14 protein-coding genes are annotated in these 13,503 nt (G+C 32.2%); 9 read left to right on the top strand and 5 right to left on the bottom strand.

The genetic code is table 11. The annotated features are described in order from the left end of the window. Positions 1-576, bottom strand: coding sequence for a Crp/Fnr family transcriptional regulator (locus tag ACKTTV_RS04980; RefSeq protein WP_408029710.1), 576 nt, complete (start codon positions 574-576; stop codon positions 1-3). A 167-nt stretch (positions 577-743) separates the two neighbouring features. Between ACKTTV_RS04980 and trxA the strand changes: the two genes are divergently transcribed. From trxA to ACKTTV_RS04965, 3 genes are all read left to right on the top strand, one after another. Beyond that, positions 744-1,139, top strand: a complete 396-nt coding sequence (gene trxA / locus ACKTTV_RS04975; RefSeq protein ID WP_408029709.1) for a thioredoxin — start codon at positions 744-746, stop codon at positions 1,137-1,139. A 283-nt stretch (positions 1,140-1,422) separates the two neighbouring features. Then, the gene (locus ACKTTV_RS04970; protein ID WP_408029708.1) at positions 1,423-2,394 is read left to right on the top strand and encodes a ribonucleotide-diphosphate reductase subunit beta; all 972 of its coding nucleotides are present in this window, start codon (positions 1,423-1,425) and stop codon (positions 2,392-2,394) included. A 170-nt stretch (positions 2,395-2,564) separates the two neighbouring features. Beyond that, positions 2,565-4,949: a ribonucleoside-diphosphate reductase subunit alpha gene (locus tag ACKTTV_RS04965; RefSeq protein WP_408029707.1), complete on the top strand. Its 2,385-nt coding sequence runs from the start codon at positions 2,565-2,567 to the stop codon at positions 4,947-4,949. 53 nt (positions 4,950-5,002) lie between these two features. Here the strand turns inward: ACKTTV_RS04965 and ACKTTV_RS04960 are convergent, their stop codons facing one another. Together ACKTTV_RS04960 and ACKTTV_RS04955 are read right to left on the bottom strand one after the other, a co-directional pair. Beyond that, the gene (locus ACKTTV_RS04960; protein WP_408029706.1) at positions 5,003-5,329 is read right to left on the bottom strand and encodes a hypothetical protein; all 327 of its coding nucleotides are present in this window, start codon (positions 5,327-5,329) and stop codon (positions 5,003-5,005) included. Beyond that, positions 5,322-5,822, bottom strand: a complete 501-nt coding sequence (locus ACKTTV_RS04955; protein ID WP_408029705.1) for a Panacea domain-containing protein — start codon at positions 5,820-5,822, stop codon at positions 5,322-5,324. Before ACKTTV_RS04955 ends, ACKTTV_RS04960 begins: the two co-directional genes overlap by 8 nt. Positions 5,823-6,025: 203 nt before the next feature. Here ACKTTV_RS04955 and ACKTTV_RS04950 point away from each other — a divergent pair, with 203 nt between their 5' ends. After that, positions 6,026-7,360: a deoxyguanosinetriphosphate triphosphohydrolase gene (locus ACKTTV_RS04950; protein ID WP_408029704.1), complete on the top strand. Its 1,335-nt coding sequence runs from the start codon at positions 6,026-6,028 to the stop codon at positions 7,358-7,360. On the opposite strand, the gene ACKTTV_RS04945 is transcribed toward ACKTTV_RS04950, so the two are convergent. Further along, positions 7,353-7,922, bottom strand: a complete 570-nt coding sequence (locus tag ACKTTV_RS04945; RefSeq protein ID WP_408029703.1) for a DUF3109 family protein — start codon at positions 7,920-7,922, stop codon at positions 7,353-7,355. The genes ACKTTV_RS04950 and ACKTTV_RS04945 overlap by 8 nt on opposite strands. Positions 7,923-8,078: 156 nt before the next feature. Between ACKTTV_RS04945 and ACKTTV_RS04940 the strand changes: the two genes are divergently transcribed. The 5 genes from ACKTTV_RS04940 to ACKTTV_RS04920 all read left to right on the top strand — a co-directional run bounded on the left by ACKTTV_RS04940 (position 8,079) and on the right by ACKTTV_RS04920 (position 12,818). Next, complete coding sequence (locus ACKTTV_RS04940; protein WP_408029702.1) at positions 8,079-8,660, top strand: MarC family protein; 582 nt, start codon at positions 8,079-8,081, stop codon at positions 8,658-8,660. Between the two features lie 3 nt (positions 8,661-8,663). Continuing rightward, a complete protein-coding gene (locus ACKTTV_RS04935) occupies positions 8,664-9,275 on the top strand; it encodes an FAD-dependent oxidoreductase (RefSeq protein WP_408029701.1) in 612 nt (203 codons plus the stop codon). Continuing rightward, on the top strand, positions 9,272-10,186 hold the full coding sequence (locus ACKTTV_RS04930; protein WP_408029700.1) for a glutaminase: 915 nt from the start codon (positions 9,272-9,274) through the stop codon (positions 10,184-10,186). The genes ACKTTV_RS04935 and ACKTTV_RS04930 overlap by 4 nt, the downstream gene beginning before the upstream one ends. 150 nt (positions 10,187-10,336) lie before the next feature. After that, positions 10,337-11,614, top strand: a complete 1,278-nt coding sequence (locus ACKTTV_RS04925; RefSeq protein ID WP_408029699.1) for a metal-dependent hydrolase family protein — start codon at positions 10,337-10,339, stop codon at positions 11,612-11,614. Between the two features lie 190 nt (positions 11,615-11,804). Next, positions 11,805-12,818 carry a hypothetical protein gene (locus ACKTTV_RS04920; protein WP_408029698.1) on the top strand — a complete coding sequence of 338 codons (1,014 nt, stop codon included), beginning with the start codon at positions 11,805-11,807 and terminating at the stop codon, positions 12,816-12,818. On the opposite strand, the gene ACKTTV_RS04915 is transcribed toward ACKTTV_RS04920, so the two are convergent. Next, positions 12,815-13,501, bottom strand: a complete 687-nt coding sequence (locus ACKTTV_RS04915) for a LytR/AlgR family response regulator transcription factor (RefSeq protein WP_408029697.1) — start codon at positions 13,499-13,501, stop codon at positions 12,815-12,817. The two genes, ACKTTV_RS04920 and ACKTTV_RS04915, sit on opposite strands and share 4 nt — an antisense overlap. Positions 13,502-13,503: the final 2 nt, after the last annotated feature.

Below are 13,503 nucleotides of genomic sequence, written 5' to 3'. Positions count from 1 at the left end.
TCAAGAAATGCGTTTTCTAATTCTGCTAAGTGTTTCAGGAGTTATATTTAAATAGGAAGCAATATGGTATTGTGGAATATGTTGTAACCACAGCGGTTTGTTTTCATATAAACTTTTGTATAAGTTCTCAGGAGATTTAGTTATTCGATTAAATTCCATCATTTCTTTTGCCTGCAACAATTTCTGGAAGGATGCGGTAACAAACGATTTACCACATTCATATTTTTCTAATATTTCAAAATAAGAATTACGTTCAATACTCAGTATTTCTACTGAAGATAAACATTCTTGATTTTTATTTGTTATGCTGTTATTGTTAAATGCTAGTAAATCGGAAATAAATTGCGGTTTTATATAAAAATTAATATTTGTTTCTTTTTCTTCATTACTGTAAAACTCTCTAATAATACCATTATTGAGGAATCTTAGTTTCTTTTCTTTGGATCCTGATTTTAACAGTGTATCTCCTTTCTTAAAGGTTTCTGTTTTAAATAAAGAAAAGAGCTCTTCTAGCCCATGCTCATTTAGAGGGTAGGATGTTTTAAAAAAAGTTGAAACTTCTGTGAGATTGCTCATTGATTGTAGCTAAAATAATAGGTTAAAAATAGGGAATTAATAGCTTTTATTGATCAATGATTTTTAGAGATTACGTATAATATAAATTATTCATAACTTCGAAAACTTTACCAAATACAACTTAGAGATCGAAGGTTGTAATTTATGGAAAGAAAGAGCGACAAACAATGCAAAACCTTATTAAGAAAACAACACGTAATAAAATGACAGAGAATTTAACAAAAGAAACCTTTTTGGAAAAGGTGTTCAACTATGAAAAGAATAAAGAATGGGAGTTCGAAGGTGAATTGCCTGCAATTATTGATTTTTATGCTGATTGGTGTGGACCATGTAAAATGTTAGCTCCTATATTAGAAGATCTGAGTAAAGAATATGAAGGAAAAGTATTAATTTATAAAGTGGACACAGAGGCCCAGCAGGAATTGGCTGCCGCATTTGGAATCCGAAGTATACCTTCAATGTTATTTTGTCCACAAAATGAAGAACCGCAAATGGCACATGGAGCTTTACCTAAGAAACAAATTGAACAAATTATTAAAGATGTTTTAAAAGTAGAAAAGTAACTTATAAAAGTGATGCATTTTGCATCACTTTTTTTTTGAAAAAAGCTGTTTTAAGAAACTCAGTGATAATCACTACGGAAGCAAAAACAAGGGTTTTAACTTGTTGAAAAACAAGTTTTTGCAAAATATTAAAAAAACACCTTGAATCATGAAAAGAAGCAATTTGTTAAAAACTTCAAGGGATTTGTGAATAAGTATAACTTTCAATTTTTACCAAAAATTTCAATCTTTGTTCATCCCTTAAAACCAACAAAAAGTAACAGATAAAATATTAGTTTAGAAAATGGCGGCCATCGAACCAATTTTACAAGAGAACAAAGACAGATTTGTAATTTTTCCAATACAACATAATGATTTATGGGATTGGTACAAAAAACAACAGGCTTGTTTTTGGACTGCTGAAGAAATTGATTTACATTCAGATTTAAATGATTGGAATACAAAGTTAAATGATGATGAGCGTTATTTTATTAAACATGTTTTAGCATTTTTTGCAGCTTCTGACGGAATTGTAAATGAAAATTTAGCGGAAAACTTTGTAAACGAAGTTCAGTACTCTGAAGCGAAATTCTTTTATGGGTTTCAAATTATGATGGAGAATATTCACTCTGAAACATATTCTTTATTAATTGATACTTATATTAAAGACGAAGAGGAAAAAAATAAACTTTTCAAAGCAATCGAAATTTTCCCAGCTATTAAAAAGAAAGCAGATTGGGCACTTAAATGGATCGAATCTGACTCTTTTGCTGAAAGATTAATTGCCTTTGCAGCTGTTGAAGGAATCTTCTTTTCAGGATCATTCTGTTCTATTTTTTGGTTAAAGAAAAGAGGATTACTACCAGGACTTACTTTTTCTAATGAATTAATTTCTCGTGATGAAGGTATGCACTGTGATTTTGCAGTACACCTACATAATAATCACTTAATTAATAAAGTTCCAAAAGAAAGAATAAAAGATATTATTGTTTCTGCTCTTGATATTGAACGTGAATTTATTACGGAATCATTACCAGTTAGTTTAATTGGAATGAATGCTAAATTAATGACACAGTATTTAGAGTATGTTACTGATAGATTATTATTGGAATTTGGTTGTGAAAAAGTATACGAATCTACAAATCCATTCGACTTTATGGAAATGATCTCTTTAGAAGGAAAAACTAATTTCTTCGAAAAAAGAGTGTCAGAATATCAAAAGGCCGGAGTTAAATCTGGGGGGACTGGAAGCATCAGTTTTGATGCCGATTTTTAAAAAAAGATCTTATACTGCTATCCCCTGAGTGCGGTAATGTAATAAAATTAATGTGACTTAGTTTTATTATTAGTTTCAAAAATATAGAAACCATATTTATATCATTTGCAAGGTTGCCTATGCTAAGGCTTTGGCGACTCTAATAACCAACGTTAAACACCCATTAAAGTATGTATGTAGCAAAAAGAGACGGCAGAAAAGAGCCAGTAATGTTTGATAAAATTACAGAGAGAGTACGTAAAATGTGCTATGGTTTAAATACCATCGTTGATCCTGTGAAAGTAGCAATGCGAGTAATTGAAGGATTGTATGATGGAGTAACCACTTCTGAATTAGATAATTTGGCTGCAGAAATTGCAGCAACGATGACTACTGCTCATCCTGATTATGCTAAATTGGCTGCAAGAATTGCTGTATCTAACTTACATAAAAACACTAAAAAATCATTTTCTGAAACCATGACGGATTTATACAATTATGTAAATCCTCGTACAGGAATGAAAGCACCATTGTTATCTGATGATGTTTATGAAATCATCATGAAAAATGCGGCTAAATTAGATTCTACAATTATTTACAGTAGAGATTTTAATTATGATTACTTTGGTTTTAAAACATTAGAGCGTTCTTACCTATTAAAGTTAAATGGGCAAATAGTTGAAAGACCTCAGCAAATGTTAATGCGTGTTTCTATTGGTATCCATAAAGAAGATATTGACGAAGCAATTGCTACATACGAATTAATGAGTAAGAAGTACTTTACTCATGCAACACCTACGTTATTTAACTCAGGAACTCCAAAACCACAAATGTCTTCTTGTTTCTTATTACAAATGCAAGATGATAGTATTGATGGGATTTATGATACGTTAAAGCAGACAGCTAAGATTTCACAATCTGCAGGAGGTATAGGTTTATCTATTCATAATATCCGTGCAACGGGTTCTTATATTAGTGGAACAAATGGTACTTCAAATGGTATAGTACCAATGCTACGTGTGTTTAATGATACTGCAAGATATGTAGATCAAGGAGGAGGAAAAAGAAAGGGATCATTTGCAATGTATTTAGAGCCTTGGCATGCTGATATTTTTGATTTCTTAGACTTAAAGAAAAACCATGGTAAAGAAGAAATGCGTGCACGTGATTTATTCTATGCAATGTGGATTTCCGATTTATTCATGAAGCGTGTTCAAGAAGATGCTGATTGGACTTTGATGTGTCCTCATGAGTGTCCTCATTTATACGATACTTATGGAGAAGAGTTTGAGCGTTTATACACAAGTTATGAAGCAGCTGGTAAAGGTAGAAAAACAATAAAGGCTCGTGAATTATGGGAGAAAATTTTAGAATCTCAAATTGAAACGGGTACACCATATATGTTGTACAAGGATGCAGCAAACCGCAAATCGAACCAAAAGAATTTAGGTACAATTCGTTCGTCGAACTTATGTACTGAGATTATGGAGTATACTGCTGAAGATGAGGTGGCTGTGTGTAACTTGGCTTCGATTGCAATTCCAATGTTTGTTGCTCAAGATGAAAATGGAAATAAGTTTTTCGATCACCAAAAATTATTTGAGGTAACGAAAAAAGTAGTACGTAATTTAGATACGGTAATTGACCGTAATTACTACCCAGTAAAAGAGGCTGAAAATTCAAATTTCCGTCATCGTCCAGTAGGATTAGGTATTCAAGGTTTAGCTGATGCATTTATTATGTTACGTTTGCCATTTACAGGAGATGAGGCTAAAAAGTTAAACCAGGAAATTTTTGAAACATTATACTTTGCAGCGGTAACATCGTCAATGGAGGTTGCAAAAGCAAAAGGAGCGTATTCTACATTTAAAGGATCTCCGATGTCTGAAGGAGAGTTCCAACATAATATGTGGGGAGTAAAAGATGATGAGTTAAGCGGAAGATGGGATTGGAAAGCATTAAGAGAAGAAGTGTTAGAACATGGAGTTCGTAACTCTTTATTAGTAGCACCAATGCCAACAGCTTCTACGTCTCAAATTTTAGGAAATAACGAAGCATTTGAACCTTATACATCTAATATTTACACTCGTAGAGTATTATCTGGAGAGTTTATTGTAGTAAATAAGCACTTATTAGAAGATTTAGTAGAGCTTGGGTTATGGGATAATAACATGAAAGAAGAAATCATGAGAGCTAATGGTTCAATTCAACATATTGAATCAATTCCTCAAGATTTAAAAGAATTATATAAGACTGTTTGGGAAATGAGTATGAAGGATATCATTGATATGGCTAGACATAGAGGATACTTCATTGATCAATCTCAATCGTTGAACCTGTTTATGAAAGATCCTGATTTTGGAAAATTAACTTCGATGCATTTCTATGCTTGGAAGTCTGGATTAAAAACAGGAATGTACTACTTACGTACAAAATCTGCAGTTAATGCGAAGCAGTTCACATTAAATGTAGAAAAGAAAGAAGAGGATAAGCCAATGAGCCCTGAAGAGTTTAAGGCAATGGTAGACGCTTCTAAGAATGCTGGACCGGATGATTGTCTAATGTGCGGATCATAATTACATAAAGTTTAAATTAAATAGAAAAGAGGCGTTTTAAGCGCCTCTTTTTATTATTTAAACAAATACCTCATAACTAAAATAAAAATACCTACAATGGTTGCTAAAGATGAGGTAATGAGAGCTATTAGTACCGAATCGTGGAGTTCAAAGCCAATTAACTTGGAAAAGCCTGCTGCAATTATTATTGACAACACAAGACCTGTAAATCCACATAAAAAAATAAAGGTTCTAAAAGCGTATTTTTTTCTTTCTTCTCTATCTTGATTTCTATCAAGAATTTCTTGGTAAGTTAGCGAGGAACTCTTGTCAATTTCGTTAGTGTTGACTTTATCTTCTTCTAATTCACCTAATAAATTATCTAATCTTGATTTAGGCACTTTTTAAATAATTCTCTAAATTATTAACAAATTTATCGTAGTACTTTTTTATAAGACTATTCGGAATGATATTATTTTCATAAGGACTGTAAGTAAAACTCCAAGGAGTTCCTGACCTGTGAGTAGACATAGCTAGCTCTCTGGCAGGAGTATCTTTGTATAAATTCCAAGCCAATTTTACTATTTTTTTATCTTCTTCATCTATAAGAGAAGGTTCTGAAAAGCTCTCCCAATCACTACTGTCAGTAGCTACTGATTTCGCAGTAATAGGATCAGACTTAAAATGTTTGAACTCATGATAAATACTTGGAATAACTGGTCCGTATTTCCAAGCCTCAATATTATCATCATCAAATAGAGGGCGCTCCAAGATAGATAAACAAAGCCCTTGAGCAATGTACATCATTTTAACTAACTTCATGTTAGTAAGATCAGATTTAGAGTGTTCAGATAATTTTAGAAACTCATTTGCAACAGAACTGGTTGTCCCCATACCTTTCTAATTTTAAATAAAAATATACACAATTTTTTTGTAAAACAAGGAATAATATGCAAAATTAACCAATTTTAAGAGAAGTCAACCATTTAATTTACACATACATGAATAATTTCTATAATTCAGATAGATAAACGTGAATAAAAAGATAACGATAAAACAAAAAGAATAAATATTTTTGTTGAATCTAAACTGTTAAAATGAACTGGGAACAATTATTATCATTAAAAAGATACGGAGATACTCAAAAAAGATTGAGAGCTAAACAAGATGAAACGAGATTAGGTTTTGAAGTTGATTTTGATAGAATCATATTTTCATCTGCTTTTAGAAGTTTACAAGATAAAACACAAGTAATCCCATTATCTAAAACGGATTTTGTTCATACTCGATTAACACATAGTTTAGAGGTTTCGGTAGTTGGAAGAACTCTTGGAAGAAGAGTTGGGAAAGAGTTATTGAAGAGACACCCAAAACTAGTAGAGTTAGGATATACTTTTAATGATTTTGGAGCTATTGTTGCAGCAGCTTCTGTGATGCATGACATTGGAAATCCTCCATTTGGTCATTCTGGAGAAAAAGCGATTGGAGAGTATTTTAAAACCGGAAAAGGGAGAGAGTTTAAAGATCAGTTGACAGATTTAGAGTATCAGGATTTAATTGATTTCGAAGGAAATGCAAATGGACTTAGAATTTTAACCGAAAATAGAAAAGGAATTGAAGGAGGGTTAAGATTGTCTTACGCTACATTAGGGGCTTTTATAAAGTACCCAAAGGAAAGTTTACCTAAGAAACCAACAAAACATATAGTAGATAAGAAATACGGTTTCTTCCAGTCAGAGAAAGAGGCATTTTTAGATATTGTTGAAGATTTAGGTTTAAAGAAAAAGGATGGTGATGGAATTTCATATTATCGACACCCTTTAGCTTATTTAGTTGAGGCTGCAGATGATATTTGCTATACAATTATCGATTTTGAAGATGGGATTAATCTGGGGCTTATTGAAGAGGAATATGCTCTGGAGTATATGTCTAAGTTAACAAAGCATATCAACAGAGAAAAGTACTATGCTTTAGAACATAAAAAAGATAGAACAGGATATTTAAGAGCGTTGGCTATTGGGTCTTTAATAGATGAAGCGGTTAGTATATTTCTAGAAAATGAGGAAGCTATACTGAATGGAAATTTTGATAGAGGATTAATGGATAAATGTAAGTATGAAGCTCAAATAAACGATATCATCAATAAAAGTATTGAAAAGATATACCGAAGCAAGGAAGTTATAGAAAAGGAAGTTGCAGGTTATAAAATCATTGCAGATATACTTGATGTTTTCGTAACGGCTCTAAATAATAAGTTTAACAATAATGCTTCAAACTATGATAAGTTAGTGTTGAATTTGTTACCAGAAGAATATCAGCATGAAAAGGAAAGCCTATATGACAGGGTTATGCTTATATGTAGTTATGTTGCTGGGTTATCAGATGGATTTGCAATTCGTTTACATAAAAAGTTGGCTGGGGATGTTATTTAAGCTTTTGCTCAGCAACTTTTGTTAACTCTTCATACCAGTTTTCGCCAAACCTTCGGGTTAAGGCTTCTTTTAAAAATTTGTAAACAGGAACTTGAAGCTCTTTTCCTAAAGAGCAAGCATCATCACAGATTTCCCATTGATGATAGTTTATAGCCGAAAACTCGCTATAATCTTGAACTCTAACAGGGTATAAATGACAAGAAATAGGTTTTTTCCAGTCAATGATATTTTGATTGTAAGCTTCTTCTATTCCGCATAAGGCAGTTCCTTTTTCGTCAAAAGTAACATAGGCACATTCAGCATCATTAATCAAAGGAGTCTCTAGTTCATCAAAATCACTGGTAATCCATGTTCCCTGTTTTTCAATTGCCTCTATACCTTCTTTCCTAAGAAATGGTTTAACTTTTGGGTAAATCTCTTCTAAAATCTTTGTTTCATCTTCTAGTAGAGGTGCACCAGCATCTCCTGCAACACAACATACTCCTTTACATGCAGATAAGTTGCATACAAACTCCTTTTCTAAAATATCTTCAGATACAATGGTTTTTCCTAACTGGAACATAGTTTTAACGTAATTAGCTAAAATACTTTTTCTTATAGATTTTCCTTTTCTCGGAAATTATCTTGAAAGTGGTATATTAGATTTATGTAAAATTTTTGCAAAAATAGTGGATTGTGAGAATACTTATCTAATTTTGCGCTCGAAAAACAACAGGTAATGAATTTTAGTATAAAAGAAATTTTTACGGCATTTATGGTATTATTTGCTGTAATAGATATTATTGGGAACGTTCCCATTATTATTGATCTTCGTAAAAAGGTTGGACATATTCAATCTGAAAAAGCGTCAATTATCGCAGGAGTAATCATGGTTGTCTTTTTATTTGTAGGGCAACGATTACTTGGATTTATTGGTATTGATGTAAACTCTTTTGCTGTTGCGGGAGCTTTTATTTTATTCTTTATTGCATTAGAAATGATTTTAGGAATAACATTGTACAAAGAAGATGAGGAGGAAGCACTAAATGCAACGGTATTTCCTATTGCATTTCCATTAATTGCAGGCCCAGGTAGTTTAACCACGCTACTTTCTTTAAGAGCAGAATATGCTTGGGAGAATATATTAGTGGCTATTTTCTTAAATGTGTTATTCATCTATGTTGTTTTAAAAACCTCATCGAGAATAGAGAAGTTAATTGGAGCTAACGGAATTAAAATTATTAGAAAAGTATTCGGTGTTATTTTATTAGCAATTGCTGTTAAATTATTTGCTGCCAATATTAAAATCCTTTTAACATAATACATGATTTTTGATACGTTAATTGTAGGTGGAGGTGTTGCAGGTATGCAGTGTGCTCTAGTTTTGGGTTCTGCCTTAAAAAAAGAATATGCAAAAGGGAAAAAAGTGAGTATAATAATGCATCAGAAGTCTTCTCATTTACAAGAAGCCTTATTCAATAATGTATTAGGATTACCTCAAGGAACCTTAGGAAAGGATATTTTAAATGAAGGTAGAGAGCAGTTGGAAACGTTATATCCTGAAGTTACACAAATTTGTGGTGAAAAAGTGATGGCGGTTTTGGATGATGAAAAAGGATATAAAGTAATTACTAATAAAAACGAATATTTTACAAAGGTTGTGGTAATTGCCTTAAACTATGCAAAACCTTTTGAAATTGCTGGACTTGAGCAATATATAGAAAGGCATTCAAGAGCTAATGCAATGAAAGATAGAATTCAATTAAGGAATTTCAATCACCTCATCAAAGAAGGCTTGTTTGTTTGTGGTACGTTGGCGGGATGGAGAAGTCAGTTCGCCATTGCGGCTGGAAGCGGTGCTAGTGTAGCAACAGATATTTTAACCGAATGGAATGAAAACATTCCAACCAAAGTACATGATAAAATAAAAAAATGAGTTTCGATTTAATAATTCAGGATATATACAATCAAGTTAAGGAAGCCCAAGACAATGGAAAAGTAGCTTCCTATATTCCTGAATTATTAAATGTTAACCCGGAAAGTTTCGGAATTTACTTCTCTGCTAACAATCAAGTTCGTTATGGAATTGGAGATTGTGGATATAAGTTTTCAATTCAGAGTGTTTCGAAAGTGTTTTCTTTGAGTTTAGCGTATAGTTTAAAAGGTGAAGATATTTGGAATAGGTTGGGTGTTGAACCTTCAGGAACCAGTTATAATTCTTTAATTCAACTTGAAACGGATCATGGTATTCCAAGAAATCCTTTTATAAATGCAGGTGCTATTGTTATTACCGACATTTTAATTAGTTGCTTGCCAAATTATCGACACGATTTCTTAGAGTTTGTTCGAAAGCTTTCTGGAGTAAAATCAATAAACTATTCTGCAAAAATTGCTGTTTCTGAAAAAGCTGTGGGATATCGAAATATTGCTTTATGTAATTTTATAAAGTCCTTTGGAAATATAGAAAATAATCCAGAAGAAGTACTAGATTTTTATTTTGATATCTGCTCATTAGAAATGAGTTGCGAAGAACTTTCAAATTCTTTTTTATTCCTGGCAAATCAGGGTTTAAACCCACATAGCAATGAGCAAGTATTGACAAAAAGCCAATCGAAAAGGATCAATGCGCTAATGCAAACTTGCGGCTTTTATGATGAGTCCGGCGAATTCGCTTTTAAAGTTGGTCTTCCAGGGAAAAGTGGGGTCGGAGGTGGCATTGTTGCTGTTCACCCAGGGGAATACGTAATTTCTGTTTGGAGTCCGAAACTAAATGAAAAAGGAAATTCATTTAAAGGAATGCAGTTTCTTGAGAAGTTTACTACAGAATCTCGATTATCCATTTTCTAGTCGATGATCAAATTGCTGTTTTTATTTTAATAGTCTTATATTTAAAGTCAATATACAATACTTTAAACCCAAAGAAACCTTATTTCATATAATTCTAATATTTGTGAAAATGAGGTATTTCACTATTAAATACTATAAGCATTTTAAAAAATGAAAAGAGCATTCATACTACTTGTCTTTTTGTTAAACACAATTTTCTTAGCAGGGCAAACTACCTATATACATTGTGGAAAATTAATAGACACCAAAAAAGGAACCATTGAAAGCGATAAAACGATTGTTGTTAAGTCGAATAAAATCGAAGAGGTTTTAGATGGTTTTGTAAATCCAAAGAATAAGTCCGATAAAACAATCGATTTAAAGGGTAAATACGTTATGCCTGGTCTAATTGATATGCATGTGCATATCGAAAGTCAATTCGATGCTAAAACACGCTTAAAACGCTATATTTTAAACGAAGCGGATGTAGCCTTTAATTCAGTAGGGTTTGCAAAAACTACTTTAGAGAAGGGGTTTACGACGGTCAGAGACTTAGGAGGAACGGGAGTAAATATTTCAATTCGTAAAGCTATTAATGCTGGTAAAATTCCAGGACCAAGAGTTATCACAGCAGGAAAAGCTTTGGCAACCACAGGAGGTCATGCTGACCCTACAAATGGTAGTAGTCGTGTACTGGTTGGTGACCCTGGCCCAAAAGAAGGTGTCGTTAATAGTGTTGAGGATGCAAAAAAAGCTGTTCGACAACGCTATAAAAATGGAGCCGATTGTATTAAAATTACTGCAACAGGAGGTGTATTAAGCGTCGCTAAAAGTGGTGATAATCCACAGTTTACTATAGAAGAGATTAAAGCTATTTGTGATATGGCCAAAGATTATGGGATGCATGTTGCGGCGCACGCTCATGGCGATGAAGGGATGCAAAGAGCTGTTTTAGGTGGTGTTAAAACTATCGAACATGGAACTTATATGAGTGAAGAAACAATGGAGTTGATGAAAAAGCATGATGCTTATTTAGTTCCTACAATTACTGCAGGAAAAGAGGTTGAAGAGAAAGCAAAAATTAGAGGGTTTTATCCAGCAATTGTGGTTCCGAAAGCCTTGGCTGTTGGACCTCAAATTCAAGGAACTTTTGCAAAGGCATATAAAAAAGGAGTTGGTATAGCATTTGGAACGGATGCAGGGGTCTTTAAACATGGTAATAACGGTAAAGAATTTGGCTATATGGTGGAAGCAGGAATGCCAGCTATAGAAACCATACAATCGGCAACAATTACGAATGCAAAGATTTTAAAAATGGAAAACGAGATTGGTCAAATAAAAAAAGGGTTTTATGCAGATATTATTGCGGTGGATCAAAATCCTTTAAAGAATATTGAGACTATGGAAAAGGTTAGTTTTGTCATGAAAGATGGTGTAGTTTACAAATAGAAAACGAATCTAATTATAAAGAATAAAGAACATTTCAATTAATAGTTGAGATGTTTTTTTTGTTTTGGACAAAGACATTGTTTAAAGGCAATTCTTCTATATCGATTCTAGGTGAATTTATATGTTAAATATTGTAACATATTAACATTTGAAACAACCTATAAACGAATCAAATTAAAAACTATTTCTAATGTTAAACGTCCTTAAATTTCGAGGAAGTCTTGTCGTTTATGGAATTCCTTTATTATTGATATTGATTTTAGCAGTTGTTGTAAAATCATCTTTCTTTAGCCCCTTTCTTTCTTATTTTATTACCATTGATTTATTGATAACCATTCCTTTTATTCACTATCTATTGATAAGGAAAAAGGAAATTTCAAAAAAATCGATTATAGCGGTTATCGTTGCTGGTTTTTTAACTGCTTATTATATTTTTCCTGATGAAAATAGAGATGCATTATCAATTGTTCAATCAGTTCTCATACCAGTTCTAGAGCTTGGACTTATAGGATATGTGATTATTAAGATTCGAACATCTTTAAAAAAAGTAAAAAGTAGCTCAGAAAACTTTGACTTTTTAGACCAAACACAAGAGATTTGTAATGAAATATTACCATTTAAATTAGGTGCCGTTTTAGCCACAGAAATATCAGTTATATACTATGGTCTGTTTAACTGGAAAAGAAGAACATTGCGTAAGTTCGAATACTCGTATCATAAAAATAGCACAGCAGTTAGTTTAATTTTAGGTTTTTTATTGGTGATTGCCGTTGAAATGTTCGTAACACATGCTATGATGAAAAACGGAAACGTAAAAGGATCAATTATTTTGGCCGTTTTAAGTGGATATAGCCTTTTGCAAATTATAGCTGTATTGCGATCTCTGTCGAGCAGACCTATTTTCATTGATATGAAAAAGCAAGAACTTATTTTAAAATTCGGAATTTTATCAAAAGCGGTCATACCTTTTAAAACTATGAAAAGTATTGAGCTAAACTCTAAAGAATTACCTGAGGAAACAGATGTTAAGTGCTTTTCTCCTTTAGGAAGATCACTTGGGCATAACTTAATCTTACACTTCAATGAAGAAATTAAGTATAATAGTTTTTATGGATTTTCTAAAAAAGCATCAAAATTGGCTATTTGGGTCGATGATCATATCGATTTTCAAAAACAACTAGAAGAGGTTATTGATAATGATTAGTTGTTAGGGCGAATTCGTTCTTGAAATGATTCTTTATACGTTCTACCTATCGAGATTTTCTCATTTTGAATATAAACATGGCTGCTATTAAACTTGTCAATCTTTTGAGAGTTTACAATAAATGACTTATGAATCTGAATGAATTGATTCGGATTCAAAATCTCTTTCCAGTTTTTAAGAGAGTCTATAATGGTAAGCTTTTTATCTATTGTGACAAAAGAAATATAATTTCGATCGGATTCAATATACAATATATCGCTTAAAATAAGCTTATGAATAGTTTTATCAACATTGATAAATATTGATTCTTGTTCGGAAAGAACCTCTCTATTTAGCAGTTTTTCGGCTTTGGAAATTGCTTTTAAAAACCGATCAAACGAAAAAGGTTTTACCAAATAGTCAACAATAGTTTCTAATTCAAAACTTGAAACAGCATAATCCGGATAAGCCGTTGTGAAAATTATTTTCGGTGGATTTTTTACTGTTTTTATGAAATCAATACCAGGAATATCTGGAAGATTAATGTCCAACAAAACTACCTCAACATGATTTTCCTTTAAAAAGTTATTCGCACCTGAAGCCGTTTGAAAGCTACCCAATAAATGTAAATCTGGAATCTTTTGAATATAACTTTTTAAGATACGTTGAGCTGGTATTTCATCTTCAATAATAATACACTTCATAA

Source organism: Tenacibaculum xiamenense (assembly GCF_964513065.1).
GTDB lineage: Bacteria > Bacteroidota > Bacteroidia > Flavobacteriales > Flavobacteriaceae > Polaribacter > Polaribacter xiamenense.
The sequence above is the reverse complement of the archived record's forward strand: the minus strand, read 5'-3'. Positions and strand labels throughout refer to the sequence as shown.

Bases quoted from the DNA above. Each gene is read 5' to 3' on its own strand.
- ACKTTV_RS04970 (WP_408029708.1), top strand. From the start codon at position 1,423: ATGGCGGCCATCGAACCAATTTTACAAGAGAACAAAGACAGATTTGTA.
- ACKTTV_RS04955 (WP_408029705.1), bottom strand. From the start codon at position 5,822: ATGGGGACAACCAGTTCTGTTGCAAATGAGTTTCTAAAATTATCTGAA.
- ACKTTV_RS04930 (WP_408029700.1), top strand. From the start codon at position 9,272: ATGAGTTTCGATTTAATAATTCAGGATATATACAATCAAGTTAAGGAA.
- ACKTTV_RS04950 (WP_408029704.1), top strand. From the start codon at position 6,026: ATGAACTGGGAACAATTATTATCATTAAAAAGATACGGAGATACTCAA.
- ACKTTV_RS04980 (WP_408029710.1), bottom strand. From the start codon at position 576: ATGAGCAATCTCACAGAAGTTTCAACTTTTTTTAAAACATCCTACCCT.
- ACKTTV_RS04965 (WP_408029707.1), top strand. From the start codon at position 2,565: ATGTATGTAGCAAAAAGAGACGGCAGAAAAGAGCCAGTAATGTTTGAT.
- ACKTTV_RS04920 (WP_408029698.1), top strand. From the start codon at position 11,805: ATGTTAAACGTCCTTAAATTTCGAGGAAGTCTTGTCGTTTATGGAATT.
- trxA (WP_408029709.1), top strand. From the start codon at position 744: ATGCAAAACCTTATTAAGAAAACAACACGTAATAAAATGACAGAGAAT.
- ACKTTV_RS04945 (WP_408029703.1), bottom strand. From the start codon at position 7,922: ATGTTCCAGTTAGGAAAAACCATTGTATCTGAAGATATTTTAGAAAAG.
- ACKTTV_RS04935 (WP_408029701.1), top strand. From the start codon at position 8,664: ATGATTTTTGATACGTTAATTGTAGGTGGAGGTGTTGCAGGTATGCAG.
- ACKTTV_RS04925 (WP_408029699.1), top strand. From the start codon at position 10,337: ATGAAAAGAGCATTCATACTACTTGTCTTTTTGTTAAACACAATTTTC.
- ACKTTV_RS04940 (WP_408029702.1), top strand. From the start codon at position 8,079: ATGAATTTTAGTATAAAAGAAATTTTTACGGCATTTATGGTATTATTT.
- ACKTTV_RS04915 (WP_408029697.1), bottom strand. From the start codon at position 13,501: ATGAAGTGTATTATTATTGAAGATGAAATACCAGCTCAACGTATCTTA.